This window comes from Candidatus Nealsonbacteria bacterium, from assembly GCA_019923605.1.
GTDB lineage: Bacteria > Patescibacteriota > Minisyncoccia > Minisyncoccales > CSSED10-335 > JAHXGM01.
Genome location: JAHXGM010000006.1, coordinates 1 through 23,163 on the forward strand (window position 1 = coordinate 1; position 23,163 = coordinate 23,163).

Annotated in this window: 22 protein-coding genes; all 22 read right to left on the minus strand. The window is 35.5% G+C overall.

Going from position 1 to position 23,163, the window contains the following annotated elements:
- Nucleotides 1-435: 435 nt before the first annotated feature.
- The gene (locus KY054_01425; protein ID MBZ1356418.1) at nucleotides 436-984 is read right to left on the minus strand and encodes a phosphatase PAP2 family protein; all 549 of its coding nucleotides are present in this window, start codon (nucleotides 982-984) and stop codon (nucleotides 436-438) included.
- Nucleotides 974-1,819: a bifunctional 5,10-methylenetetrahydrofolate dehydrogenase/5,10-methenyltetrahydrofolate cyclohydrolase gene (locus tag KY054_01430; protein ID MBZ1356419.1), complete on the minus strand. Its 846-nt coding sequence runs from the start codon at nucleotides 1,817-1,819 to the stop codon at nucleotides 974-976. The genes KY054_01425 and KY054_01430 overlap by 11 nt, the downstream gene beginning before the upstream one ends.
- The gene (locus KY054_01435) at nucleotides 1,795-3,045 is read right to left on the minus strand and encodes a serine hydroxymethyltransferase (GenBank protein MBZ1356420.1); all 1,251 of its coding nucleotides are present in this window, start codon (nucleotides 3,043-3,045) and stop codon (nucleotides 1,795-1,797) included. Before KY054_01435 ends, KY054_01430 begins: the two co-directional genes overlap by 25 nt.
- Nucleotides 3,023-3,973, minus strand: coding sequence for a hypothetical protein (locus tag KY054_01440; GenBank protein ID MBZ1356421.1), 951 nt, complete (start codon nucleotides 3,971-3,973; stop codon nucleotides 3,023-3,025). The genes KY054_01435 and KY054_01440 overlap by 23 nt, the downstream gene beginning before the upstream one ends.
- Nucleotides 3,970-5,196 carry an NTP transferase domain-containing protein gene (locus KY054_01445; GenBank protein ID MBZ1356422.1) on the minus strand — a complete coding sequence of 409 codons (1,227 nt, stop codon included), beginning with the start codon at nucleotides 5,194-5,196 and terminating at the stop codon, nucleotides 3,970-3,972. The genes KY054_01440 and KY054_01445 overlap by 4 nt, the downstream gene beginning before the upstream one ends.
- The gene (locus KY054_01450) at nucleotides 5,193-6,146 is read right to left on the minus strand and encodes a YvcK family protein (protein MBZ1356423.1); all 954 of its coding nucleotides are present in this window, start codon (nucleotides 6,144-6,146) and stop codon (nucleotides 5,193-5,195) included. Before KY054_01450 ends, KY054_01445 begins: the two co-directional genes overlap by 4 nt.
- The gene (locus KY054_01455) at nucleotides 6,139-6,357 is read right to left on the minus strand and encodes a hypothetical protein (protein MBZ1356424.1); all 219 of its coding nucleotides are present in this window, start codon (nucleotides 6,355-6,357) and stop codon (nucleotides 6,139-6,141) included. The genes KY054_01450 and KY054_01455 overlap by 8 nt, the downstream gene beginning before the upstream one ends.
- A gap of 13 nt (nucleotides 6,358-6,370) precedes the next feature.
- Nucleotides 6,371-6,793, minus strand: a complete 423-nt coding sequence (locus tag KY054_01460) for a hypothetical protein (protein ID MBZ1356425.1) — start codon at nucleotides 6,791-6,793, stop codon at nucleotides 6,371-6,373.
- Nucleotides 6,794-6,883: 90 nt separating this feature from the next.
- On the minus strand, nucleotides 6,884-7,510 hold the full coding sequence (locus KY054_01465) for a hypothetical protein (protein MBZ1356426.1): 627 nt from the start codon (nucleotides 7,508-7,510) through the stop codon (nucleotides 6,884-6,886).
- Complete coding sequence (locus tag KY054_01470; protein MBZ1356427.1) at nucleotides 7,461-8,393, minus strand: 2-oxoacid:acceptor oxidoreductase family protein; 933 nt, start codon at nucleotides 8,391-8,393, stop codon at nucleotides 7,461-7,463. The genes KY054_01465 and KY054_01470 overlap by 50 nt, the downstream gene beginning before the upstream one ends.
- A 13-nt stretch (nucleotides 8,394-8,406) precedes the next feature.
- Nucleotides 8,407-10,233, minus strand: a complete 1,827-nt coding sequence (glmS, locus tag KY054_01475) for a glutamine--fructose-6-phosphate transaminase (isomerizing) (protein ID MBZ1356428.1) — start codon at nucleotides 10,231-10,233, stop codon at nucleotides 8,407-8,409.
- 3 nt (nucleotides 10,234-10,236) lie between these two features.
- On the minus strand, nucleotides 10,237-12,630 hold the full coding sequence (leuS, locus tag KY054_01480; protein MBZ1356429.1) for a leucine--tRNA ligase: 2,394 nt from the start codon (nucleotides 12,628-12,630) through the stop codon (nucleotides 10,237-10,239).
- Nucleotides 12,631-12,685: 55 nt separating this feature from the next.
- The gene (locus KY054_01485) at nucleotides 12,686-13,492 is read right to left on the minus strand and encodes a TatD family hydrolase (protein MBZ1356430.1); all 807 of its coding nucleotides are present in this window, start codon (nucleotides 13,490-13,492) and stop codon (nucleotides 12,686-12,688) included.
- The gene (locus tag KY054_01490) at nucleotides 13,492-14,259 is read right to left on the minus strand and encodes a hypothetical protein (GenBank protein MBZ1356431.1); all 768 of its coding nucleotides are present in this window, start codon (nucleotides 14,257-14,259) and stop codon (nucleotides 13,492-13,494) included. Before KY054_01490 ends, KY054_01485 begins: the two co-directional genes overlap by 1 nt.
- A gap of 32 nt (nucleotides 14,260-14,291) precedes the next feature.
- Nucleotides 14,292-15,719, minus strand: coding sequence for a methionine--tRNA ligase (locus tag KY054_01495; protein MBZ1356432.1), 1,428 nt, complete (start codon nucleotides 15,717-15,719; stop codon nucleotides 14,292-14,294).
- Nucleotides 15,716-16,393 carry a 16S rRNA (cytidine(1402)-2'-O)-methyltransferase gene (gene rsmI / locus KY054_01500; GenBank protein ID MBZ1356433.1) on the minus strand — a complete coding sequence of 226 codons (678 nt, stop codon included), beginning with the start codon at nucleotides 16,391-16,393 and terminating at the stop codon, nucleotides 15,716-15,718. The genes KY054_01495 and rsmI overlap by 4 nt, the downstream gene beginning before the upstream one ends.
- 6 nt (nucleotides 16,394-16,399) lie before the next feature.
- Complete coding sequence (locus KY054_01505) at nucleotides 16,400-17,437, minus strand: AI-2E family transporter (protein ID MBZ1356434.1); 1,038 nt, start codon at nucleotides 17,435-17,437, stop codon at nucleotides 16,400-16,402.
- A 2-nt stretch (nucleotides 17,438-17,439) separates the two neighbouring features.
- The gene (locus tag KY054_01510) at nucleotides 17,440-18,702 is read right to left on the minus strand and encodes an insulinase family protein (protein ID MBZ1356435.1); all 1,263 of its coding nucleotides are present in this window, start codon (nucleotides 18,700-18,702) and stop codon (nucleotides 17,440-17,442) included.
- Nucleotide 18,703: 1 nt separating this feature from the next.
- Nucleotides 18,704-20,107 carry a glycine--tRNA ligase gene (locus tag KY054_01515; protein MBZ1356436.1) on the minus strand — a complete coding sequence of 468 codons (1,404 nt, stop codon included), beginning with the start codon at nucleotides 20,105-20,107 and terminating at the stop codon, nucleotides 18,704-18,706.
- Between the two features lie 11 nt (nucleotides 20,108-20,118).
- Complete coding sequence (locus KY054_01520) at nucleotides 20,119-21,795, minus strand: hypothetical protein (protein ID MBZ1356437.1); 1,677 nt, start codon at nucleotides 21,793-21,795, stop codon at nucleotides 20,119-20,121.
- 48 nt (nucleotides 21,796-21,843) lie between these two features.
- Nucleotides 21,844-22,557 carry a DNA repair protein RecO gene (gene recO, locus KY054_01525; protein ID MBZ1356438.1) on the minus strand — a complete coding sequence of 238 codons (714 nt, stop codon included), beginning with the start codon at nucleotides 22,555-22,557 and terminating at the stop codon, nucleotides 21,844-21,846.
- A gap of 20 nt (nucleotides 22,558-22,577) precedes the next feature.
- Complete coding sequence (locus KY054_01530) at nucleotides 22,578-23,162, minus strand: histidine phosphatase family protein (GenBank protein ID MBZ1356439.1); 585 nt, start codon at nucleotides 23,160-23,162, stop codon at nucleotides 22,578-22,580.
- Nucleotide 23,163: the final 1 nt, after the last annotated feature.

The following is a 23,163-nucleotide window of genomic DNA, read 5'->3' on the forward strand; positions in this document are numbered from 1 at the left end:
AGAGTGTAGAGAAGCGAGGCGGGCGACGGGGCGGAGAGCATACAATTTAGTTTCGCTTCAACACGCGCTCCGCGCGTCCGTCAGTCGTTTCGTTCAAAATGTATTCGAGCGAAGTCGTATAATTCCACAAAAAGAGATCCTGAAATAGGGTACGCTTTATTTTAACTAACCACTTTTCTACTTTTAATTGAAACATTTCATTAGATGTTTTTTTATTAAGCCCGCAGTATTCTAAGTTATTATAATACTCATTCCATTTACAATTCTTTTGCGTTTTAGAAACTGTGCTTTTTGTAAAATTTTTGTTGTCTTCTCTGTGACTTTTCTCAACTATAATCTAATTGGTATTACTAAGAGTCGCATTAACGACACACTATGTCAGCTAGGACTCCAAGAGAAGGATTCCTTATGAGCCTCCCAATGCCAATATACGAACTAATTACTTTTTAGTTTCCCAAAGCCCTTGATATATTTAATGAAGGGTTCTTTTATTTTCCAAATAAGAATAGATGTCAAAACCCCTATAAATGCTCCGAATAAAATATCAAAAGGCCAATGAATTCCTCCGATAACCCGCGAAATACTGACCAGGAAACTTAAAACAAAAAACCAGCATCCCGCTTTTTTGTTATAGAAATAAATAATAGTTGATAAAGCAAAAAGGAAAGATGCGTGGCCCGATGGAAAAGATGATCTGTCTGTATGGTCAAAAAGAGGGGTTATTCCCCTTTCAATAAATGGAGGAGCGTTATAAGAAAAATATCTAATCGCATCTGTTATTCCATAATTAGCAAAAACCGCTGAAAAAAAAGAAAAGAACGGCAACAATTTATATCTTTTAAAATCTTTTAGAAGAAAACCAAAAACTGCTAAAATTAAAACATAAGGCAAATATTTAGCAGTAAAAATGATTAAGCTATCTAAATAAACATATCTAAAAGCTAACGAATTTAAGACATTAAAGATAAAAAGATTAATTCCCATAAAGTTCATTTAGTTTAATTAGGTTGTCAATAAGACATGCTGTTGTTATCGGCCCAATACCACCCGGAACCGGAAGAAATAATGAAGCCTTTTTAGCTACTGTTTTATTTTCAAAATCACCAGAAACTCTACTAACTTCAATACTAGAACCAGCATCAATAGCTATTACCCCGTCTTTTATCATTTCACCTTTTATTAAGTTAGAACTGCCTGCACCAGAGATAATAATATCAGCCTTTTTGATAAATGATTCCAGATCTTTAGTTCCCTTGTTTAAAACAGAAATTGTTGCCCCCTCTGCCATTAACCATATAGATAAAGGCTTGCCGACTAATTTTCCAGAACCCACCAAAACAATATACTTATCTTTTATTGATATTTTTTCTTTAGAGATAACGTGTGCCACTGCTCCCACTACTGGTGGCAAAAAATAGAAGTCACCCGCATAGTATTTACCAAGTCGATCTTCAGAAAGAATATCAATATCTTTTTCTTTGGGTATCATATTTAAAACTTCCTGACTTTTTAGACTTGAAGGAAGTGGCAGTTGAATTATTACCCCAGATGATTTCTTATTTATTTCTTCTATCTCTTTTTTAAGATCGTCTTGAGATATATCCCCATTAAATTGAAAAAGGTTAAAATCAACTCCGGCTTTAATGCAGGATTCTTTTTTCTGAGAGATATAGGAAAGAGAAACTTTATTATCCCCTACTAAAACTACCGAGAGCTTTAGCGACAGCTTCTCTTTATCAACCCTCTCTCTAATTCTAAGCAATATTTCATCAGCTATTTTTCTACCATCTAATATCATTTGATTGGAAAATCTTTGCAAAGTTTTTTAATCTCACTTTTTACTTTCTTACAGGTATTCTTGTTATCAGCTGAAATAACTTCATCAATCCATGCTGCAATCTTTTTCATTTCTTTTTCTTTCATTCCCCTAGTGGTAATAGCTGGAGTGCCCAAACGAATACCAGATGGGTTAAACGGAGGATTCGGATCAAAAGGAATTGCATTCTTGTTAACTGTAATACCTGCTTCATCTAAAAGATCTTGAGCTCGTTGGCCTGTAGTTCCTTTACTCCTAAGATCGACCAAAAGAAGATGATTATCACTTCCACCGGTAACTAGAGTGAATCCGGCCTTTGTTAGTCCTTCAGCTAAAGCCCGGCTATTCTTCACAATTTGATGAGCATACTTTTTAAAAGCCGGCGTTGATGCTTCCTTTAAACAAACTGCAATGCCTGCGATTTGATGCTCATGAGGACCCCCCTGAAGGCCAGGGAAAACAGCTTTATTAATCTTAGAGGGCAAATCTTTGTCTTTCTTTATCCCTCTACTGGTGACCATAATCATTCCTCCCCTTGGTCCCCTTAAGGTCTTGTGTGTTGTTGTGGTAACAATATCAACGTAAGGAACTGGACTAGGATGAGCTTCAGCAATAATTAATCCGGCGATATGCGCGATATCAGCACATAGATAAGCCCCTGTTAAATCGGCAATCATTCTAAATTTCTTCCAATCAAATACTCGAGGATATGCTGTAGCCCCAACCCAAATAAGTTTTGGTTTTTCTTTTTTAACCACCTCGGCTGCCCCTTCGTAATCTATTAATCCATCTTTTTCTCTAACTCCGTAATAGAAAGATTTAAAGTGCTTTCCTGAAAAATTTACTTTCCAACCATGGGTCAAATGACCTCCGGCAAGAAGATTCATTCCTAAAACTTTGTCTCCTGGATTTAGCAGTGCAAAATAGACAGCTTGATTGGCCGGAGAACCAGAATAAGGTTGGACATTAACATAAGGCACATTGAAAAGTTTCTGTGCTCTCTCCTGGCATAATGACTCTACTTTATCAATGACTTCATTTCCACCGTAATATCTTTTTCCGGGATATCCTTCAGCATATTTATCATTTAGAATTGATGATAATGGTGCTAAAACCGCTGGAGAAGTATGATTCTCTGAAGGTATCATCTCAAGACCATTTTGTCGTCGCTCTTTTTCTTCTTTTATTAAATTATAAATCTTCGGATCAACTTTTTTTAATTCCTTCATTTATTTGGCCGATCGCCAGTTTAACTGCTCCAAAAACCGGGCCATTCTTTGGAACAATAATCTTGACAAGCGGATTATGTTTTTTAACTTCTTTTTTAAATGATACTAATAAATATTTTGACTTAAACATACCACCAACTAAAACTAGAGGGAAATCTTTATTAAATCCAAGCTTTTTAATTACGGTGTTAGCTGATAAGGCCAATTCTTTACCAGCCTCTTTAAATATATTAATCGCTGATTTATCTCCTCCTAACGCTGCCTTATCGGCTATTATTGAAAAATATGGTATTACTTCGGTTAAATTATTGCTATAGATCTTTTTATTATAATCAACAGCGTCCTTTATTTTCAATTCTTTTATTACCATATCAACAAGAAGAGATCTTTTCTCACGCCCATCAATTGCCTTCATCGTAGTGGAGTAAACCTTATGACCAACCCAAAAAGCAGATCCTTCGTCGGCTAGCCATCCCCATCCACTCACCTTGATGTCTTTTTTACCTTTCCATCCTCGAGCAACAGAACCAGTTCCAGATATTACCACGACCCCTTCTTTTTTATCTGTCCCCGAATTAAAAGCAACTAACTGATCGCTAACCACCCTAACTCTTCCTTTAAAAACTTTCCTTAATTTAATATGATCTTTTATCTTCTTTTCTATCTCTGCAGTTCTATCTTGAAACTCTTCAGCCAGTGATGCAATCCCAACCAGCAATAAGTCCAGTTTAACATTCTTTGAATCAAGAGCTAAAATAACTGAATCAACAATATTGTCTACAGAACGACTAATGCCAACATTACGAGGATTTGAAGATCCCGAGACTCCTTCTCCGATGATCTCTCCGTTTAAATTGGAAATGACCGCAATGGTCTTTGTTCCCCCTCCGTCAACTGCAGCGATAAATTTTTCTTTTACTTTGTTCATTTAATAGATTCTCCGAATTCAGAAAAATATTTACTCCCTTGGACAACATTTTTTTTAACCAATGAGTGTGGTCCAACTATGGAATCAGATCCAATCAAGACTCCCGGCATTAAAGATGAATTCACACCTATACTGCTATTATTTCCAATAACAACTCCTAGTTTTTCTCTGCCTGAATCAACCATTTCGTCTTTTATCATAACCTTTATACTGCTTTGATCAAAACGGAAATTGGCCATTATTGATCCGGCACCAATATTACAGTTATCTCCTATTATTGAATCACCAACATAGCTCAAATGAGGAATAAAAGTATTATTACCAATCATTGAATTTTTAATCTCTACATTAGCTCCTATTCTTGTATTCTCCCCAACTACGGTTTTGCCTCTGATATAGGCGTTAGGGCCAATAATAGCCCCCGATCTTATAAAAGCAGGTCCCTCAATATATGTTCCGCTCTTTATATAAGCCCCTTTTTCAATAACCACACTGCCATTAATAGTACATCCTTTTTCTACCTTTCCTCTAATATCTCTTCTAAGGCTAGATAGAATAAATTCATTGGCACCAAGTAAGTTCCAAGGATATGAAACAGGTATCCATTTGTCAGTTTCCCTAAAATAAAGACGATGATTTAAAATAAACGCTTTAATATAATCGGTAAACTCATATTCTCCGCGTAATGATTTCTCAATATTAAAATCAAAAATAGATTTATCTAGAAAATAAAAACCGGTATTAACGAAGACGTTTGGATCTGAGGTCTCAGGCTTCTCAATCAATCCCCGTACAAAGTCATTATAGCAATCAACAACACCAAAAAAAGATGGAGTAGTAACCCTACCTACTAATATTGAAGGGTATTTCTTAAGACATTTTTTAATATCTTCCCTAAAATAAAGATCGTCTCCATTCATAAGAATGAACTTATCCTCTAATAAATGAACTGCTTGTTTGGCTGCATCAGCGGTCCCCAGTTGATGCTCTTGGACTACATAGCTAACTTTAATTTTCCCATAATTATCACCAATTAAAGACTTAATCATATCTCCCTTATATCCAATAACTATAATCACTTCTTTAACCAATCCTTCTAATTGATCTAAGTTATGCTCAATTATTGTTTTATTGACTACCGGCATCAATGGCTTCGGTCTAGTAAGAGTTAATGGGTTCATTCTTACACCATTGCCACCGGCTAATATTACTGCTTTAATCATATCTTTAAAATTATCTTTGTTAACTTCTTAGGATCATGAATTATGTCTCCAGAGGAGGTTATAACATTAACACCTATAAACTTATTCTTATCTAACTTGCTCCCAAATTTAACTAACCCTAATAGTTCCTTGTTTTTCTTTCTGTATTCTTTTACCCTACTTTCAATATTTACCTTATTATTATAAATCACATAATCAAGCGATTTACCAATTAAGCCTTCTATCTTCTCGGCAAATTCTTCAACCGTATAATCATTGGTCTCTCCATACTTGGTCATCAAATTGCAAATATATACTTTCTTAGCCTTACTTTTCTTAATTGCCTCGGCTGTCCCTTCGGTTAGTAAGATTTGAGCAAGGGAAGAATAAAGATCTCCAGGCCCTATTACAATAATATCTGCTTTTCTAATAGCATCAAGTGCTTTGGGATAAGCCCTAGCTTTCGGCTTCAAAAATACTCTTTTAATCTTTAATGAGCCGTTGTGTTTAGGGATATCAATATTGGTTTCCCCGCTAATTATTTTACCATTTTTCAAAACTGCATAGAGATGAGACTTGTCTAGGGTAGCAGGAAGAACCTCATGCTTGATGTTTAAAATTCTTTTAATCTCCCTAATTGTCTTTTCGTAATCATTAGTACTTAACTCTAGAGCTGTAATAAAGAGATTGGCAAAATTATGCCCTTTCAGGTCTCCTCCTTCAAATCTAAAATTAAATAAATTTTCAACTGCTGGGGAGGTATTAGCTAAAGCCAAGAAAGCTCTTCTTATATCACCCGGCGATATAATCTTGTAATCTTTTCTTAATCTTCCTGCTGACCCGCCTGAATCAAGCATTGCGCAAATAGCAGATATTGAGACGGGATGCTTTTTCAACTCAGATAATATAGCCCTAGGCATTGCATTACCCCCTCCAAGACAAACAATCTTTTTCTCCAAGCTATTAGACATGCTTTTTAATCAAATTTTTAACATTTACCTTCTTTTTTTCTTCAATTCCAGAAAGAAAATCTTCTTCAAATGAAGGTCTCTCTATACAAGGCTGTAATATTTCAACAAAAGAAAAGCCATTATGTTCTATTGCCCTTTCTATTATCTCGGACAAATGATCCATTTTACCAGAATATCCCCTAGCCACAAAAGTGGCTCCAGCAACCAACATTAATTCCAAAGGATTAAAGGGTCTGGTGTGGTGCTTCAGTTGAGGTGAATTGCTTCACTGTTAAAGCAAAGTTATGGTTATCATGAATTAGTACTGTAATATTACTATTTCTTTTAGCGGCATGAATTAAGTGAGATATTCCTTCACTGTATGAATCGCCGTCTCCTGAAGAACAAATTACTTTTAAGTTTGGATTTCCTACCTTGATTCCTCCAGCTACCGGTATTGACCGTCCATGAAGACCATAAAAACTATTAATATTTATAAAATCGGACATCTTGCCATGGCAACCAATTCCTGAGACTAAAATGAAATCCTCTCTCTTTGATCCCTTTTTCTCTAAATTAGATATGGATTTTTTAAGGGCCTCAAATAGCGGAAAGTTCCCACAGCCAGGACACCAAGTGTTTTTAGTTGGCAAAGTTAGATCTTTCATATTTATTTCTTAAATTTTATTTTTAATTTCTTCTCTAATTCTAAACCGGTAAAAGGTCGGCCATTATACTTAAGTATTTTACCTGAAACCTTAATCCGTATTAACCTCAACTACCAAAAGCTGATTAACTCCTAGTAGCGCCTTCTTAATTTGACTCTCTGGAAAAGGATTTAAAATTAAAGGTTGAATAACCTTAATGCCTAATTTTTCAGCGGCCTCAATTGCAGGTCCTTTAGTAAGTCCCCAAGCCATTACTGCTTTTTTTGAATTTTTAATCTTATTGACTTCTTTTTTCATTAATTCATACTTTCTCATTCTCTTATTTTGCATCAATTCAATCTCCTTTTCATCCTCGGTTGCAATACCCATTTCATTGTGCTCATAGCCCGTTCCTTTAACTAAAGCTCCCTTAGTTCCAGGAAATGATAAAGGTGATATTCCGTTTTTTGTTTCCTTGTATCTAAGATAGCTTCCCTTTCCATTCCAAATTAAAGGCTTTTGAGGTGTTACAAATATAGTGTTTTTCTCATCAAAAGAGAAAGTGCTCTCAGAAACTTCCTTGTCCGATATAACAATAGATAACATTTGATATTTCCAAGAAATATTCATTGCTAATCCGGTTAAATAAAAAGCTTCTTCAGCATCTCCCGGAGCTACTACTAATCGCTCAAATTCTCCGTGTCCAGCTGATAAAACATAAATAAGGTCTGATTGCATTATAGGTCGGCACTCCAGTCGCCGGTCCCATACGCTGAGCCTCAATAACAACAAGGGGTGTTTCTGATTGAGCTGTTAAACTTAACCCTTCGGTCATTAAATCAAATCCTCCGCCTGAGCTTCCTGTCATTGTTTTTCTTCCAGAAAAAGCTAACCCAATCGCAGTATTAATTGCGCTAATTTCATTTTCGGGTTGATAAACTCTTATGTTATGATCAGTTGCCACTTGGGCCATATAATTCAAGACCCCGGTTGATGGAGTCATTGGATAACCAACATATGCCTCAAGTCCCGCACTTATAGCTCCTAGGGCAATAGCTTCGTTTCCGGAAATAAGAGGTAAAGGCTTTGATTTAAGTTTCTCTATCTTTACAACGGTTTCGGCCTGATTATAAGCAGCTTTAGCTATCTTTAAATTCATCTCTGTTTCAATGGGCAATTCTTGCTTTAATACTTTTTGAGCTGTCGCCCAATTGATACCAATAACCTTAGCAAATGCTCCAACAAGAGCAGTGTTTCTCATTATTGGAATTCCTTTAAACTCCTCTACTATCTTATTGACAGAAACTCCAATACCGCCTTTTGCAGAAAATACGTCATTGTAAATGAGGTTCTTTTTATTATTCAACTTTTTCTTATGTCTTGCGGCTGTGTCTTCATTTAAAGCTAGAAGAAAATCAATATCTTCCCTTGATCCTATTACCCGATCACTTGAAGCTCTTATCAATGAAAAATTATGACCGCCCTTAATTATTGACTGATAGTCTTCGTAGACATATATCTTATATCCGTAATTGGAGAAAAATTTAGCGATTATTAAGCCAGCTTTTTTTGGTCCCTCACCGGCTGCACCACCTATTAATATGGAATATTCTTTTACCATTTATTTTTTGAAATTATTCTACTGTGCAAACTTTTGCTAGATTTCTAGGACAGTCAACATCATAACCCTTTAAAACTCCGATATGATAAGCAAGTAACTGAAGGGGAATAATGGCCATAATTGGAGAAAGAACTTCAAGTGTTTTAGGAATATAGATAACGTCCTCTGACATTTTCTTAATTTCCTCATTGCCCTCGGTAGCAATTATGATCACTGATCCCCTTCTAGCCTTTACCTCTTCAACATTAGAAACGACTTTATTATAAACACTATCGCTTAAACATATTGCCATGGTTGGAAAATTCTCATCAACTAAAGCTAGCGGACCGTGTTTCATTTCACCAGATGCATATCCTTCGGCATGAATATATGATATTTCTTTTAATTTTAGTGCCCCCTCTAGGGCTACTGGACATCCGTACTTTCTACCCAAGAAAAGGAAGTTATGAGAATCTTTATATTTCTTTGCTATTTCTTGAATAGTAGAATCGTCTTTCAAAAATTCCTCTACCAACGAAGGCATAGCTATTAGCCCTTGAGCAATTTCTTTCCCTTCTTGTAAAGAAAGGCTTCGCTCTCTTCCCAGATAAAGAGCAAGAAGCGTTAATACTACAATTTGTGATGAAAACGCTTTAGTTGACGCAACTCCGATTTCAGGCCCTGCATGATTATATATTCCAGCATCAGTTTCTCTTGCAATAGTTGAACCAACAACGTTAACTATTCCTAAGGTTAAAGCTCCCTTTCTTTTAACTTCTCTTAGAGCAGCTAAAGTATCCGCTGTCTCACCAGACTGAGAAATAAAAAGATAAGCCTCATCATCTTTAATGACTTGATTTCGATATCTAAATTCCGAAGCTAAATCAACTTTTGCAGAAACTCCAGCCAGTTCTTCTATAAGATATTCCCCTACTAATCCGGCGTAATACGATGTACCACAAGCAATAATATTTATTCTTTTAATACCTCTTAATTTTTCTCTAACCAGATCAAGCCCGCCTAACTTCGCAGTCCCTTCATCAAGCAAGATTCTTCCTCTCATTGAATTAGCAATTGATTCAGGTTGGTCCATTATTTCTTTAATCATAAAGTAAGGGTATCCCCCCTTTTGTGCCTCTTCAAGGTCCCAATCAAGCTCAGTCTCTTTAGCATCTTTTCTGTTACTATCTAGGTCTGTTATAAAAAAATCATTACCCTTAATTACTGCTACCTCTCCATCTTCAAGAAAGACCATTCTTTCTGAATGCGAAATAATTGCAGCTGGATCAGAAGCAATAAATCCTCCGCTATCATTAACTGATATTACTAATGGGCTAAACATTCTAACAGCTACAATTTTATCAGGATCGTCTTTTGCAATAACCGCTAACCCATAAGTTCCCTTAAGAAGTTTCGCAGCCTTGCACACAGCATCTTCTAAATTACCCTGAAAGAAATGTTCAATTAAATGAGGGATTACCTCGGTATCTGTCTCAGATTTAAAAACATGGCCATCCTTTAAAAGTTGATCTTTTAATTCTTTATAATTTTCAATTATTCCGTTATGAACTACAAAAATATTATCTTTACAACAACTATGCGGATGAGCATTCTCTTCAGTAACACCGCCGTGAGTAGCCCAACGAGAATGACCTATAACTACACTACCCTCTAGGTTAGTCTCCCCAACTTTCTTAATTAATTCCTCTAATTTACCGACCGATCTGACCAATAATGGCCCATCTTCTTTTAAGACAACCGCACCGCTTGAATCATATCCTCGATAAGCAACCCTCTTTAGGCTATCAAAAAGAACTGAATACTTGTCTCCTTTTCCTATATATCCGATTATTCCGCACATATATTAAATGACTAGATTCATTAATTTATCCTTAACAAAAATGACCTTTTTTATTTCTTTATCTCCAATCCATTCTTTGACACGACTTCTTTTGAAAAATATATCTCTAACTTCCTCTTCAGAAGCTCCTCGTTGAATCTCGGCTATATCTCTAACTTTACCATTAACTTGAATGATAACATTGACTATATCTTCTTCAATCATGCTTGGATTAAATTCAGGCCAATCTTCTAAGCCAATACTTTTTTTATTACCCAACATTTCCCAAAGCTCTTCTGAAATATGGGGCGCGAAAGGATAAAAAGAACGTAAAAAGATCATAAAATCATCTTTGGTTGCACCTTCTTTTCTCCAGTGATTTATTAAAATCATAAAGGCGCTTACGGCTGTATTAAATTTAAAGTTTTCTAAGTCCTCACCAACTTTCTTAATGGTTTGATGAAGAATCCTATCCTTCGAATTTCCCTCTTCCTTTAATTCTTGAGCAACAAGCCAAACTTTATCTATAAATCTTCTCACTCCCAAGACTCCGTTAACATTCCAAGCGGCTGCGTCCTCAAAAGGTCCGATAAACATTTCATATAAGCGGAAAGTATCCGTTCCGTACTTCTCAACTATTTCATTTGGAGAAATAACATTACCTTTTGATTTAGACATCTTCTGCCCATCTGGACCAAGAATCATTCCTTGGTTTTTTAATTTCAAAAAAGGCTCTTTGGTTGAAACGATTCCAATGTCATACAAAAATTTATGCCAAAAACGAGCATATAAAAGATGGAGTACTGCGTGTTCAGCGCCTCCAACATAAAGATCAACTGGCATGAAATATTTTTCTTTTTCTGGGTCAACTAATTGATTATCGTTGTTGGGGTCAATAAATCTTAAATAATACCAGCAAGATCCGGCCCATTGAGGCATAGTATTTGTTTCTCGTTTAGCTGGCCCGCTACATTTAGGGCACTTGGTATTTACCCAATCTTCAATCCCAGCCAAAGGAGATTCACCGGTTCCAGTTGGTTGATAATTATCAACTTTAGGCAACTCCAAGGGAAGATCACTTTCTGATAATGGAACCACTCCACACAAGTCACAATGAACAACAGGTATTGGCTCTCCCCAATATCTTTGGCGTGAAAAAAGCCAATCTCTTAATTTGTAATTAATAGATTTCTTAGCCAATCCCTTTTCTTCTAACCAGCCAACTATTTTTTCTTTTGCGTCTTTAAAATTAAGCCCATTGAACTGATCAGAGTTTACTAAAACTCCCTCACCGCTATATGCCTCTTCTAATATGTCACCGCCTGATATTACTTCTATAATTGGGATTTCATACTTCTTTGCAAAAGCATAATCTCGTTTGTCATGAGCTGGTACCGACATAATTGCGCCATACCCGTATGAGACAAGAACATAATCAGCAATCCAAACCGGTATCTCCTTCCCATTTACCGGATTAATAGCACAAAAACCCTTCACTTCTATTCCCGTTTTATCTTTAGCTAAATCTGTTCTTTCAAGATCTGATTTCCCTTTTGATGATTCAATATATAATTCAACCTCCTTCAGATTATTAAATTTTTCCTTATTTTTAACTACAAATGAATGTTCTGGAGCTAAGACTAAAGATGTTGTCCCAAATAAAGTATCGGGTCTGGTAGTAAAAACCTTAACTTCTTCTTCAATACTATCGCCCTTTATTTTAAATGTTATATCAGCTCCCTCTGATTTCCCAACCCAATTCTTTTGCATTTCCTTTATCTTGTCGGGCCAATCAAGTAACTCTAGATCTTCAATAAGACGGTCAGCATATTCAGTTATTTTTAATACCCATTGTCTAATGTCTTTTCTAGTTACTAAAGTTCCACAACGCTCACATCCTCCATCAACAACCTCCTCATTAGCCAGACCGGTCTTACAAGATGGACACCAATTAATTGGTAAAACCGCTTCGTAAGCCAATCCTTTTTCAAATAATTTAAGAAATATCCATTGAGTCCATTTAAAATATTTAGGGTCAGTTGTATTTATTTCTTTTGACCAATCATAGGATAATCCTAATATTCTTAGCTGATCCTTAAATACTTCAATGTTTTTAGCTGTTGATATCTGGGGCCAAATGCCAGTCTTTAGCGCATAGTTTTCCGCAGGTAAACCAAAAGCATCCCAACCCATAGGATGTAACACATTGTACCCTCTCATCCTCTTATAACGAGAAATAATATCAGTAGCTACATAACCCCTGGGATGCCCTACATGCAAACCTACTCCCGAAGGATAAGGAAACATGTCTAAACAATAGAATTTAGGCTTTTCTGAAACATCTTCAGCTTTGAAAGCTTCGGATTCTTCCCATTTATCTTGCCATTTCTTTTCAATTTCTAAGTGTTTATATTCCATATAATAAGCTCTTTAACTAAAATAATAGTATCTCAAAAAAGACATTTTGTCTAACTTAAATATTGAATAATTTTTTAGCATTTTCAGTGGTTACTCTCTCAATATTATCAACCGAATCACTCCTTATTTGTGCAATTTCTTTTATAATTTCCTTAATATAAAGGGGCTCATTGCGCCCCTTAAAAAGAGGTGGCGTAAGATAAGGACAATCAGTTTCAACAAGAACCCTATCAAGTGGAATCTTTTCTATCACTTCCCGAAGATCAAACTTAAACATTATCCCTGCGAATCCAAGGTATAGGCCCAGTTCAATGTATTTCTGGGCTTCTTTTAAGTTACCGGTAAAGCAATGAATAACTCCCCTAATATTACCCCTATAACTTTCCAATATTTCAAACATATCATTATGGGCCATTCTGCAATGAAATATATTTGGCAGACCCAATTCATCAGCTAAATCCATTTGACCGATTAACGCTTCTTTTTGTTTAGCCTTAAATTCATTTATCTTATCTTTGTCTTTAGGCTTATAATAGTAATCCAAGCCCGTTTCACCGATAGCTACAACCTTATTAGAAAGAGCTAATTCTTTGTACTTATTATAATCAAAGACTTCAACTCTATGATCTTCTTTTGGCTTAACAAGATCATTAGTTACATGACTTGGATGAAGCCCAACGGAAACATAAAGACCCTCGTTATACAGCTCGGCCATTTCAACCGATCGCTTACTTGTTATATATTCTGAACCAACATTTATAACTGAAATATTGTTTTCTAGACAACGACTAATAACCTGATCTATATCAGGTTCAAAATCTTTAAAATTAAGATGGGCATGAGTGTCAATTATTGGGTTCATTAATCTACCTTTGGTGGAAAAAAGGTTCCAATAAAATCTTTCTTAGCTACGCAAGTTGATACATCAACTTTTCTTCCGTTAGCTATGATAACTTCAACTCCAGCCTCTGTGGCAATGGCGGCAGACTTTAACTTACTCTCCATTCCCCCCTTAGAAAGTGAAGAATCGCTCTTTTTAGCTAATCCCATTATTTCATCACAACTAGAATCAACTTCACGGATCAATTCTTGATCTTCTTGGCCATAATTCTTATAAAGGCCATCAACGCTTGTAAGGAGTACCATTAAATCGGCATTAATTAAAGTTGCGATTTTCGCCGCTAATCTGTCATTATCACCCAGTTCTTTCATTGCTTCTAATTCTTCATCGGCTACCGCATCATTGGCATTTACAATGGTAATTTCTCTAAACCGAAAACCATCCAAAAGCCTTTCCCTTGTCCTTTTATCATCCCCTTTCTCAAGGTCATGATAGGTATAAAGTGCTTGCCCCACCCTGATAGGTGGATGTAATTGATTAAAAAAACGAGCATAAGTTGAAATCAGCTTAATCTGACCCACCATTGATGCGCGCCCAACCGGATAATTTTTGTCTTTAGTTTTTCCAGCGGCAACGGCTCCTGATGTAACAAGTATTATTTCGTGGCCCATAGCATGAAGCTGTCCAATCTGACCAACCAGACGACCAATAAATGTTTCATCCAAACCACTTGCGGTTTTTTCATCAACTAACAATACGCTGCCAACTTTAATTACAATTCGCTTCATATAAATCCTCCTTTTTAATTATGTAAATAAAGCTAATCAATTTTCTTAAAAAGCATTCCCTTCTCTTTGTTGCTTAAAAATTTTAACACCCTATCAGATGTTTCCGGCATAAAGGGATTAATCATCTTAGCAACTGAAGACAAAAGAACAGTTAAGCTGTATATAACTTCTTCCCTTCCCTCTCTTTCTTTTTCCCAAGGTCGGTTAGTCTCAATATAACGATCCGCTCTCTTAAGAAGTGCCCAAATTTCAGCAAGGGCAAGATTAAACTTTAATTCATTTAAATATTCCAAACATTTCTTACTAGTTTCATCAATCTCTTTTTGAATTCCTATGTCCATACCCAAGGAATCATTCATATAGATACCCCTAGCCAGAGTCACAACTCTAGAGACTAGGTTACCCAATCCACTTGCTAAATCTGCGTTGTATCTTTCCTCAAATTTATCATAACTAAAGTCTCCATCTTCGTTCGGATTCAATTCTCGAAGAAAGTAGTAACGAACTGGATCAACGCCATATTTTTCAACTAATTCAAAAGGATCAATAATATTACCTAAGCTCTTTGACATCTTCCTGCCATCAAAATTTAAAAAACCGTGAACAAAAATCTTTCTAGGTAAATCCAAGTCGGCAGACATTAGCATTGCCGGCCAAATAAGAGCGTGGAATTTAATAATATCCTTTCCTACAAACTGGATATCGGCTGGCCAAATATTCTTATAATCATCATTCCTTCCATAACCAATAGCAGAAATATAATTAGTCAAAGCATCACCCCAAACATATACAGACTGAGTTGAATCACCTGGGACTGGAATTCCCCATTTCACCTTCTCAACAGGACGAGAGAAGCTAACATCTTCTAGTCCCCTATCAATGAAACCTAATATTTCTTTCTTTCTTGATGGAGAGATGATTTCAATCTGATTACTTATAATCGCTTGCTCTATTCTGTCTGAATATTTAGATAGTTTAAAAAAATAATTCTTTTCTTTAACCGGCTCCGGCTCTTTTCCGTGATAAGGACACTTCTCTTCAATAAGATCTCTTGGAACAATAAACGCTTCACATCCAAGACAATATAATCCCTCATAATTTTTTTCGTAAATATCACCATTTGCCTTTAGGGTCTCCCACATTTTTGTTACTCCGGGCCAATGCCTTTCTTGGTCAGTAGTTCTAATGAAATCATCATTAGAAATATTTAATAACCGGGTTAAGTCTATAAATTTCTGAGCTATTTCATCGCAAAATTGACCGGGGTCTTTTCCCTCTTCTTGAGCTTTTTTTGCAACTTTTTCTCCATGCTCATCAGTACCAGTCAAAAACCAAACAGCCTTACCCAAAGATCGATAATAGCGAGCTGCCACATCAGCTTGAATTAATTCAAGCCCGAACCCAATATGGGGCAAAGCGTTGGTATAAGCTATGCTAGTTGTAATATATGTTTTTTTCATTCCCTTGGCCTTATTATTAAGGTAAACTCTCCTTTCACTTTATCTTTTTCTACTTTTTCAAGAACATTACAAACAGACCCTCTATGAATAGTTTCAAACTTTTTAGTAAGCTCTCTACAGACAACCACCCCTCTTGATTCGTCATGCTCCATTATCTCCTTTAGCGTCTTTGAAATTCGATGAGGAGATTCGTAAATAATGACCGGGTACTTTGACTCCATGGCTTCCTCAAAAAATTTATTCCTTTTATTCTTTGAAGGGGGAAATCCTAAAAATATAAATCTATCCATGGAAAATCCTGCGATTGAAGCAGCTGTTATTGCCGCGCTACATCCAGGTATCGGAACAATGTAAACACTTTCCCCAAACCTATTAATTACTTCTTCAATTAACCGTCCTCCCGGATCAGATATTCCCGGAGTACCAGCATCTGAAACTAAGGCTAATTCCTTTCCTTCATCTAAAAGGTTTAAAATTTGATCAACTTTCTTTAAGTCACTATGATGATGATAACTTAATGTGGGAGTGCTAATTTCAAAATGTGTTAAAAGATTTTTCGTTCTTCTGGTGTCTTCGCATAAAATAAAATCAACCTCTTTAAGTGTATTTAAAGCTCGAGAAGTTATATCATCTAAATTACCTATCGGAGTAGCAACGATATATAAGGTGGCCATAATTATCTATACGGATGTATTAACTAGACTTTCTTGTTTTCTCCTATCAAGATATTCTTTAAGGAATTCAAAGATAATTCCAACCAAAGGTATTGCTAATAATGCTCCCAAGAATCCCCATAGTGCGCCCCCTATTGCAAGGGCCAATATCACTAAGACCGGTGAAAGGCCAATAAATTTTTGGGACAGCACTGGAATAAGAACGATACTTTCTATTAATTGAATTATTAAAAATATTGATGATATAAATAATGCCTTTGTTAGTCCATCCATTGCTGCGATCATAAATATCAAAATTCCGGCAATAAGTGATCCGATATAAGGAATGAAATTAAATATTCCGGCGATCAACCCTAAGGAAAGAGGATAATCTATCCTCAATATAACACAAGAAATATAGGTTGCCGCACCAACAAAAAGACAAGATATTATTCTGGTGAAAAACCAGCTGCTCACTTTTTTTTGAGATCTTCCCCATAGTTTAACTGCGTAATCTTCGTACTTCTTGGGGAATATAAGTAATATAGCTCGATCAACAACCTTACCTTCAATAGATAAGAAGAAAGACATTGTTAGAACAAAGAAGGTTGTAAATAATCCGCCAAAAATAGCAAAAGAAAAGCTAAAGAGTGCTGTGGTCATCTCTCTTAATGATCCCCTAATCGCAACAACAAAGTTTTCAATATCTTCAAAAGCATGAATTCCAAGATCCCTTAAAACTGGTGAAAGTTCTCTGAAGTAGAATGGCAGAATTCTTGAAAACTGATCTAGCTCAGTTATTAAAACAGACAAAACAGAATAAATGACCACACTCGATATTCCAAAGAAAGAGAGATAAACAATCGCAGTAGCCAATGATCTTGGTATTTTAAATTTTATTAGAAATTCAATCATTGGATTAAAAAGGATGGATATTATCAAGGCAAAAATGAACCAAACCAAAATATCTTTCACCTGAAAAAGAAGGTAAAAGAATATAATTGAAAGCGCTATTTTAAAGATAGTCTCCCAAGAAAGATCTAAAACATTTTCACTCTTGTTCATATTTAAATTATGAGTATTTTTTTAATATCACTCTCCTTAGACGGCCCAATAAGGGCTAAGTTAAGATTTTCTGGTCTAAAAATATCCTTAGCTACTAACAAAATATCTCCTGTTGTGACTGCATCTATCTTTTTAAATATTTCATTTGGCTTAACAATCTTCTTCTCTAGAAGGTCTTGCATTCCATAAAACATAGACTGAGCATCAGACGACTCTAAAGATATGGCCATCTTTCCTTTAATATTTTCCTTGGCCTTAGTTAATTCATCTGAGGATACTTTTCTAGTAGCTATCTTTTTGTATTCGGTAAGAATCGCTGATATGGCATCCTTTACTTTAGTATTATCAACTCCGGCCTGACTTACTAAAAAGCCCGTGTCGCTTGTAGCTTCAACGTCGGTACGAATATAATAAGCTAAGCCTAACTCTTCTCTAATTTTAGTAAATAATCGTGAACTCATCATTTTTCCCAAGATAGTTTCCATCACCTCTAGGGTATAGCGATGAGGATGGGCTATATTATATGCCCTGACTCCAATACATATATGAGTCTGGTCGGTATTTCTGTTCTCAATTATTAAAGCGGGACTCTTTTGCTCCTCAACAGTCTTTATTTTTACCATAGGTTCAGCTGAAGATATTTTTGAAAAATATCCTTCCACTCTTTTTTTAACCTTGTCTGCGGTAACATTTCCGGCTACGCAAATTATTGTATTTGGTCCGACATAACTCTTGTTCATATAATCAACTAGGTCTTTACGCCCAATTGAAAGAATTGTTTCTTTTGTTCCGGCAATATTCCATCCAGCTGGTTGGTCTCCATAAAGAATATCGGTCCAAAGTCTCTGGACATGATTCATGGGATGATCTTTTATCATATTAATCTCCTCTATTATAACCCCTTTTTCTTTGATTATTTCTTTCTGGGGCAAAGTTGAGTTAAGGAAAATATCAGAAACCCATTCAATCGCATCATCAAAATGAGATGCAGCTACTTTGGCATAGTAACCCGTGCATTCATCGCCTGTAAAAGCGTTATAAACTCCGCCTATCCTATCAAGTGTTTCAGCAACTGCTTTTGGATTAGGTCTCTTCTTGGTGCCTTTAAAATACATGTGTTCCAAGTAATGCGAAATTCCATTTATCTCTTTATTTTCATATTTTGAACCAACACCAACTAAAGCTAAAACCGTAACAGTTTTACTGCTTTTTGATGGGATCGTGATTATCCTTAAACCATTTGAAAGGGTTATTTTTTGAAACATTCTATTTTTTATTTAAATTTTCTTTTAAATAATTCTCAAGTTCATCTATATTAACTCTTACTTGATTCATTGTATCTCGATCACGTACAGTAACTTCATTATTCTCTAGACTTTCAAAATCAATAGTAACACAAAACGGAGTTCCAATCTCATCTTGACGTCGATACCTTTTACCAATAGATGCAGAAGCATCATACTGACAAACAAAATTTTGCTGAAGTCGGTTAAATATCTTCGTTGCCTTAGAAACTATCTCTTCTTTATTCTTAACCAAAGGTAAAACAGCAACTTTTACTGGAGCAATCCATCCTGGAAATTTCATAACAATTCTAGTGTCATCGCTAGAAACCTCCTCTTCATTAAATGCCTCAACTAAAACTGCTAATAAAGTTCTTTCTATTCCAAAAGTTGGCTCAATTACATGTGGCCAGTATTCTTCTCCTGATTCAGGGTCTCGAAACTTCATATTCTCCCCTGAACCATTTTCATGATTTTTAAGATCAAAGTCTGTTCTATAGGCCAATCCATATAATTCACTAAGTCCAAAAGGAAACTCATATTCAAAATCTATTGTCTTTTTTGAATAATGAGCTAAGTCCTCTTTCGGAACATCTAACTCGTGGATATGTGAATAATCTATTCCCAGATGTGTTATCCATTGGGCCATTTGCTTTCGCCAATGCTCAAAATGATCTTGCCATTCTTTGTCATCTTTTGGAACAGGAATAAAGTATTCTATTTCCATTTGTTCAAACTCTCTGGTCCTGAAAATATAGTTCCCCGGAGTAATTTCGTTTCTGAAGGCCTTCCCTATTTGAGCCATTCCAAACGGAACCTGCTTTCTTGAAGAATCTAGAATGTTTTTAAAATTAACAAACATTCCTTGGGCAGTTTCTGGTCTTAGATATGTTATACTTGTTTTGTCTTCTACTACGCCTAAGAAAGTCTTTAACATTAAGTTAAAATTCCTTGGGGCCATTATGGATTCTTTTTCTTTGCACTCTGGACATTCCGGTATCATCTCTTTAATCTTTTTCTCTTTATCTTCGTTAGATGCTTCTTCAAAAAAATCCTTCACCTTATTCCAAACATCATCACCAACTATATGATCAACCCTAAATCTGCGATGACATTTTTTACATTCCACCAAAGGATCCGAGAACCCCTTGGTATGACCTGATGATTCCCAAACCTTTGGATTCATAATAATGGCACTGTCAAGCCCTACCATATCATTTCGACTATGAACGAAGATTTTCCACCACTCAGACTTTATATTATTTTTAAGCTCTACTCCCATAGGACCAAAATCCCAAGAATTAGCTAGTCCTCCGTAAATATCAGAAGATGGAAAAATAAATCCTCTTCTTTTGCAAAGCGATATTATTTTGTCTATTGATGTCATATTCTTTAATTTTATTGAATAATTCCCATTGCTTCTGTAACACTCGGGTCATCAGGAAGAGTTGTGTCTATTGCTCGAAATTCAGCTCTTAATGTTGAATTGGTCCAACTATCTCGTGCTGAAAAAATGGCCTCGGACATAATTTGAGCGACATTCTCTCTTTGATTGGACTGAGGATCAAAAACTATCTGAAAATGAGTCTCTCTAAAATTATCTCCCTGGGCTGGAAGATATCCAATATCCCAAACTACCTCCCGGCTAACTGGATCAAAAAATATCTTGGCTTCATCTGGTAGCACCTCCCCTGTCAGCCTTACTCCCTGGGGAAGAACAGCCCTTATCTTCGCATCACCGAGATCATTATTATGATTAGTTACAGACCAATGAATTGTATAACTAGTTGATGATCCTACAGTTGGTGGCTGTGGTCCATAATTATTAAATGGTCCCTGATTAAAGTATCCCCGCTGAGCTAATACAACTCTTGATAGAACTTTAGTCGTAATTCTTTCTCTAACATTACCCAAAGAAACTTCTATTTGTACAGCCGGATTAGTTATATTAATATTGTCTTTTAGCTTTATCCAGAAATCTACCTTACCCTCTTCCATAGCGGGCAAGAAACGAAGTTGCGAGACTGAACGAGAATCCCAAATTATTATTCCTGAATTTTCTTGAAATGTTCCCGTTCCCGGTTGAACACTTTTAAAATCAACCATGTCCTGATTTAGTCTTGCTGTTAGAAAAAGATTTTCTAAAACGTCTTCACCAGTATTTTTGAAGAATAATTCATAATGTAAATACTCACCCGCTGTGGCTGAATATTGTGTTCGTTCATTAACTTTGTGAGTTATAAGTAGTAATGGAGTTGCTACTTCAATTCCCCTTGTTGATTCTTTCAATAATACAAACTGACCGTCTTTCCAAAAACCAAGGCTTGCTTTAAAAATTTTTGCAGAGGATGGTTCACCTTGCAGGACACCGCTTACCTCAATTCTTCCTCCCTGCCCTCTATTTAAAACTCCTATTTCCCACTCTGAATTATCAAAAGATGGCCTTGGTTTACTGCTTGAAAATTCAAATTCAGAAGGATAGTATATTTTTACTCTTAAATTAGATATCGGATAGTCTATTCTTGAAAAGTAATTAATGTCAAAACTAAATTCAGTTCCGGGCTCAGTCCTATTTGGAAGATGTATTTCAAATGTAAAAGGAACACTGGTTATTCTAATGGTATTAGTTGTTTCGCTGTGGTACTCCACATTCAAGTTCCTTGGATTATAGTAAATCCAAGCTTTAGCTACAATTGTTGAATCTTCTTTGCCGAAAACAATACCCTTGAATTCTTGTGTTCTTTCTTCCCCTGGCTGAATATTTTCAAGAAATATCTCTATCTTACCCCCCCCACGCAATATCACGTTATCATTTTCTAGCTTTTTCCATTCTTCTGATATAATGGTATTTTCGGGAAACTCAAATACAAGCCTTGGGTTTTCAAGTCTCGTGTTTCCATTATTCTTGTATCTAACAATATAGTTGACTTCGCTACCGGCCTCAACTTCGGATGGACCCAAAATCTCTAACTTCAAAACCTCTCTTGAATAGGTATTACTCCACCAAAACCAAGTTCCCAAAAGGAGTAAAATTACCCCCACTATCAAAATAAATATTACAAATTTTTTATTCATACTATTTTATAAGCTTTAATTTAGGTTTATTATACTTTATTTAGCCCATTATGCAACGGCACAATAATCAATGTATTGCTGTGAAAGAATATTAATTGATCTCTCACTTTCTTTATCCAAAGATAATCTCAAAAGAGTTTCCTTGTCTCCTTTCAAAATGATTCTAATAATCTTTATTACATTAATAGCTACTGGAAAAAATTCAGCCGTCCCTCTTAAAGAAACACATTTACTGCAAAAAATTCCTCCATCTTTAAAGGAGAAATAAAGATTTTCATCTTTTAGGCTATCTTTACAAGAAATACAATGGTAAAGATCGGGAGCATAGCCAAGGATTAAGAGTAATCTCCAAAGAAAGTGATAATAAATTAAATAGTTATATGACTCTTCAGTGTCATTAAGGGTGCTTTCTAGCAGCTTCCATATTTCTTGATCATTTTCCTGATGACCAATAAGAAGATTTAAGTCTTCTGCAATCTTGTTAACCAATGAAATTCTTTTTAAATCTTTTCCTGTTTCTAAATAATTCCTGACTATACTTACATCAGTAAGAGTCTTGTAAACTCTGCCCTCAATAAACTCTACATCTATTAAAGAAAAAGATGATACCCCAAAACGAAGCTTTGAAGCTCCCTTTTTAATACTTCTCCCTAAAACACAAGTTTTGCCAAATTCTTTAGTGTATATGGTAAAAATGCGATCGTATTCTCCCCTATCTTTTTTTCCGATCACAAAACCTTTGGTCCTATATCTAAAAAACATATCAAGTTTTAAAAGTGATCCTAGTTTAATTTTCTCAGCTCTCCTGTTTGAATATAGTTGTTCTTCGCTCGTTTTCTATCCAAGAATTCTTCATCAGTTAAGTTCTTTATCGTATTTTCAAGAAGCCACAAAGGCTCTCCATGACTTATAATCAAAATGTTTTTCCCTTTGTGAGCTTGGTCAATTCTTGATACAACTTCCATAATTCGTTCACGCACCTCTCCTAAACTTTCTCCTTTTTCCGGTTTTTGATTAAAATCAGTCAAGAAATCAGGAAAATCATTATAAAACTTTTCTTTTAATTTTCCGTGATACACGCCTAAGTTAATATCTCTTAATTTTGAATCAAAAAAAAGATTTTCTTTATCAAGGCCGATTACTTTGGCCACTATTCCCGCTGTTTCTTTAGTTCTCTTAAAGTCTGAGGTATAAATAAAATCTATTCTTAAGCTTTTTATTTCTGCTGACCTTTTTCTAATTTGCTTCTCTCCTTGGCTACTAAGACCAATGGTTGTAATTGATTCATCCCAAGGGTATATAAAACTATTTTTCCCTTCCTGATATTCTGTTTGGCCGTGTCTTAATATGTAAAAATTATTATTCATT